The sequence below is a fragment of the Streptomyces synnematoformans genome, from assembly GCF_039531005.1.
In the GTDB taxonomy this organism is placed as follows: domain Bacteria; phylum Actinomycetota; class Actinomycetes; order Streptomycetales; family Streptomycetaceae; genus Streptomyces; species Streptomyces synnematoformans.
Window position 1 is genome coordinate 1 of record NZ_BAAAPF010000461.1, and the last position, 3,948, is coordinate 3,948.

At 69.9% G+C, this 3,948-nt stretch carries 2 protein-coding genes; both read right to left on the reverse strand.

Features of this window, described 5'->3' with window-relative positions; all coding sequences use genetic code 11:
- Positions 1-106: 106 nt before the first annotated feature.
- Positions 107-1,255, reverse strand: coding sequence for a flavodoxin-dependent (E)-4-hydroxy-3-methylbut-2-enyl-diphosphate synthase (gene ispG, locus ABD317_RS34335; RefSeq protein WP_344295364.1), 1,149 nt, complete (start codon positions 1,253-1,255; stop codon positions 107-109).
- Between the two features lie 79 nt (positions 1,256-1,334).
- A complete protein-coding gene (locus ABD317_RS34340; protein ID WP_344295361.1) occupies positions 1,335-3,389 on the reverse strand; it encodes a 4-hydroxy-3-methylbut-2-enyl diphosphate reductase in 2,055 nt (684 codons plus the stop codon).
- Positions 3,390-3,948 lie beyond the last annotated feature (559 nt).

The following is a 3,948-nucleotide window of genomic DNA, read 5'->3' on the forward strand; positions in this document are numbered from 1 at the left end:
ACGCCCACCCAGCATCCGCCACCCCGCTTGGCCACCACACACCAACGACTTGGCGTTCACTTGGTGATTCATCCTCACGAATTCGACAGAACGGACCCGGGCCGCCTCAGGGGGTGATGACCTGCGGCTTGCCGACGGGCGCGTCCTCCTCCTCCGTCATGTCCTCGGCAATGCGCATGGCCTCTTCGATGAGGGTTTCGACGATCTTCGACTCCGGAACGGTGGCGACGACCTCACCCTTGACGAAGATCTGCCCCTTGCCGTTGCCCGACGCCACGCCCAGGTCGGCGTCGCGGGCCTCGCCCGGCCCGTTGACGACGCAGCCCATCACGGCGACGCGCAGCGGGACCTCCATGCCGTCGAGCCCGGCGGTCACCTCGTTCGCCAGCTTGTAGACGTCCACCTGGGCCCGGCCGCACGAGGGGCACGAGACGATCTCCAGCCGGCGCTCCTTCAGCCCGAGCGACTCCAGGATCGCCGCGCCGACCTTGACCTCCTCGGCCGGCGGCGCCGACAGCGACACCCGGATCGTGTCGCCGATGCCCTCGGCCAGCAGGGCGCCGAAGGCCACCGCGGACTTCACGGTGCCCTGGAACTCGGGGCCGGCCTCGGTGACGCCGAGGTGCAGCGGGTAGTCGCAGGCCGCGGCCAGCTTGCGGTACGCGTTGATCATCACGATCGGGTCGTGGTGCTTCACGGAGATCTTGATGTCCCGGAAGCCGTGCTCCTCGAACAGCGAGCACTCCCACAGCGCCGACTCCACCAGTGCGTCCGCGGTGGCGCTGCCGTACTTCTCCATGAGCCGCTTGTCCAGCGAACCCGCGTTCACGCCGATCCGGATCGGCACCTCCGCCTCCGCGGCGGCCTTGGCGATCTCGCCGACCTTGTCGTCGAACGCCTTGATGTTGCCCGGGTTGACGCGGACCGCGGCGCAGCCCGCCTCGATCGCCGCGAACACGTACCGCGGCTGGAAGTGAATGTCGGCGATCACCGGGATCTGCGACTTGCGCGCGATCTCCGGCAGGGCTTCGGCGTCGTCGGCCGAGGGCACGGCGACGCGTACGATCTGGCAGCCCGACGCCGTCAGCTCCGCGATCTGCTGCAGCGTCGAGTTCACGTCGGCCGTCACGGTCGTGCACATCGACTGCACGCTCACCGGCGCACCGCCGCCCACCAGCACGGCTCTGTCGTCGTGCCCGAGCTTCAGCTGCCGGCTCTCCCGTCGGGGAGCAACCTGCTGCGGCACCTTGGGCATGCCGAGGTCCACCACGTCTGTTCATCCTCTCGGTTCGGTCCTGCTGGGCCGAAGAGGGCCCCGCGGGTCTCGCTCTGTGTCAGCGGTCGCGGTACGCGACCTGCTTGGCCATCTCGTCCAGCCGCTCCCGCCAGCCGTCCGCCAGCGGCGCGCCCTGCAGCGCCGTCCGCGCGGTTTCGACGAGCTGGTCGATCCGGTCCTCGACCTCCTGGCGGACGCCGGACGCGAGCAGCGCGGCGCGGAGCCGGTCGGGGTCCCAGTTCTCGCCGTCGGCGACCAGGCGCGCCACGTCGGCGTCCTTGGTGGCCGCCAGGGCCAGCAGCAGGTTCATCTTGTGTTCACTGAGGTCAAGGCCCGCCGGCTTGCCGGTCGCCGCGGAGTCGCCGAAGGCGTCGAGGAGGTCGTCGCGGAGCTGGAAGGCCTCGCCGGCGGCGACACCGTACGCCTCGAACGCCTCGTGGAGGTCCGCGCGGCCGGCGATCGCGGCACCGAGGGCCATGGGCCGGTGGATCGTGTACTGGCCCGACTTGCAGACGGCGACCCAGCGGGCCAGGTCCGGGTCCGGGGTCAGCTCGGCGGCCAGCGCCATGTCGAGCTGCTCGCCGATGAGCATCTCGGAGCCGAGGTACGTCCAGATATCCCGGGCGGCTTCCGGCAGGTTGCCGGTGATCTTGTTGGCGTAGCTGAAGGCCAGGTCGCCGGCGACGATGGCGACGCTCTCGCCGTACCGGCGGGACTCGCCGGCCCAGCCGTGCTCCGCGTGGATGCCGGCGTGCTTCACGTGCGTGGTCGGCCGGCCCCGGCGGGTGGGGGAGTTGTCCAGGACGTCGTCGTGGATGAGGGCGAAGGCGTGCAGCAGCTCCAGGCCCGCGGCCGCGTTGATGACCGCGTCCTCGGCGGCGGAGCCGTCGAGCTTGCCGCCGGCGGCAAGGTAGCCGCTGATGCAGAACCTCGGCCGCAGCCGCTTGCCGCCCGCGGCGACCAGCTCGGCGACGGACTCGATGGGCTGCGCGGCCCGCGCGTCGACGCCGCCCCAGCGCTCGACCTCCTCGCGCAGCAGGTCCTCGATCCGCGTGACGGCGCGGGCGAGTAATGCCTCGGTGTCGTCCCCGGCGGCCGCACCGGCGGCCGGGGCGCCGCCTTCGGCGTCCTCCGCTTCGGCGCGCTCCCCGGGCAGGTCGAGCCCCGACGGGGGACGGAACACGACGGTTTCCTTCGCGGTCACCTCGGACTCGACGTCGACGTAGCCGAGGTCGGCGAGGCGGTCCATGACCTGCCGGACGAGGATCTCGGGCGCGGAGGCGCCGGAGCTGACGCCGACGGTCTCCACGCCCTCCAGCCAGCCCGGGTCCAGATCGGCCACGGACGGGACCAGCCGGGCCGGGGTGCCGAGGGACTCGGCGACCTCGACCATACGTATGGAGTTGCTGGAGTTGGTGGCCCCGACGACCAGGACGAAGTCGCAGCGCTCGGCGATCGCCTTGATGGCGTTCTGCCGGTTCTGGCTGGCGTAGCAGATGTCCTCGCTGCCCGCCCCGACGATCCCGGGAAAGCGTTCCTTGAGGATCGACACGATCTCCGAGGTGTCGTCCACCGACAGTGTGGTCTGCGTCAGGAACGCCGCTTCCGTACCCGGCGGCAGCTCCACCTGCCGGGCCTCCTCGGCGTCCTCGACGATGAGCGTGCGGTCCGGCGCCTCGCCGTAGGTGCCCTCGATCTCCTCGTGGTCCGCGTGCCCGACGAGCAGCAGGGTGCGCTCGTCCCGGGCGTAGCGCCGCGCCTCCTGGTGCACCTTGGACACCAGCGGGCAGGTCGCGTCGATAACGTTCAGCTGCCGGCCGGCCGCGTTGTCGCGCACCTGCGGCGAGACGCCGTGGGCGGAGAAGATGCACACCGCGCCCTCGGGCACCTCGGTCTCGGAGTCGACGAAGATCGCGCCGCGCTCCTCCAGTTCGCGTACCACGTGGCCGTTGTGCACGATCTGCTTGCGCACGTACACCGGGGCGCCGTGAATCTCCAGCGCGCGTTCCACGATCTCGATGGCTCTCTCGACACCGGCGCAGAAGCCGCGCGGCTCTGCCAAAATGACCTTCTTGCCGTCCGCTTGCTTCCTTTTCTCCACCGCGATAGCCATATGGGATAGGGTGCGGAATCTCCGGGACAAGCGTCAAGGAAAACAGTGGGGCAACATCTTGTCACCTCCTTGCCGGAGCCCCTCTCACCTGCGGGTTTGCGGGTATCGGACGGGCTGCGGGGGTGCCTGCCGCGGGCGTCAAAAGTGTGGGTGATACACCGTTGGGGGTGCGTAACTGCGGCCCCGTCCGGGCCGGGGCGACGCCTTTCGGATATACGCCGGTAACGTGCCGGCAAGAAATCTCCGTTACCCGTCGCGGACCGCGCCGCGTGGCGTGCCCCGGTAGCGCGGAATTGCAACGGGATGCCGGCGTCTCCGGGAAGTCGGATAGTGGAGCGGCGGACGAGCGCTCCCGCGTTACATGAATAAATGTCTCGTCCTGCCGCTCCACAGCCACGAGTATGGTGACGCCCCTTGGGCGGGACTGGGCGGCGAGTTGGTGGCGGCTTGGCGAGTGCGTATTGGTCGTCGGGCGGTGGCAAGAGCTTGCCATGTGGGAGCTTCTTGCCGTTTTGGGGTGGGGCGGTGAGTGTGGGTGCATGACACTTCTTGATTCGCT

Bases quoted from the DNA above. Each gene is read 5' to 3' on its own strand.
- ispG (WP_344295364.1), bottom strand. From the start codon at position 1,255: ATGCCCAAGGTGCCGCAGCAGGTTGCTCCCCGACGGGAGAGCCGGCAG.
- ABD317_RS34340 (WP_344295361.1), bottom strand. From the start codon at position 3,389: ATGGCTATCGCGGTGGAGAAAAGGAAGCAAGCGGACGGCAAGAAGGTC.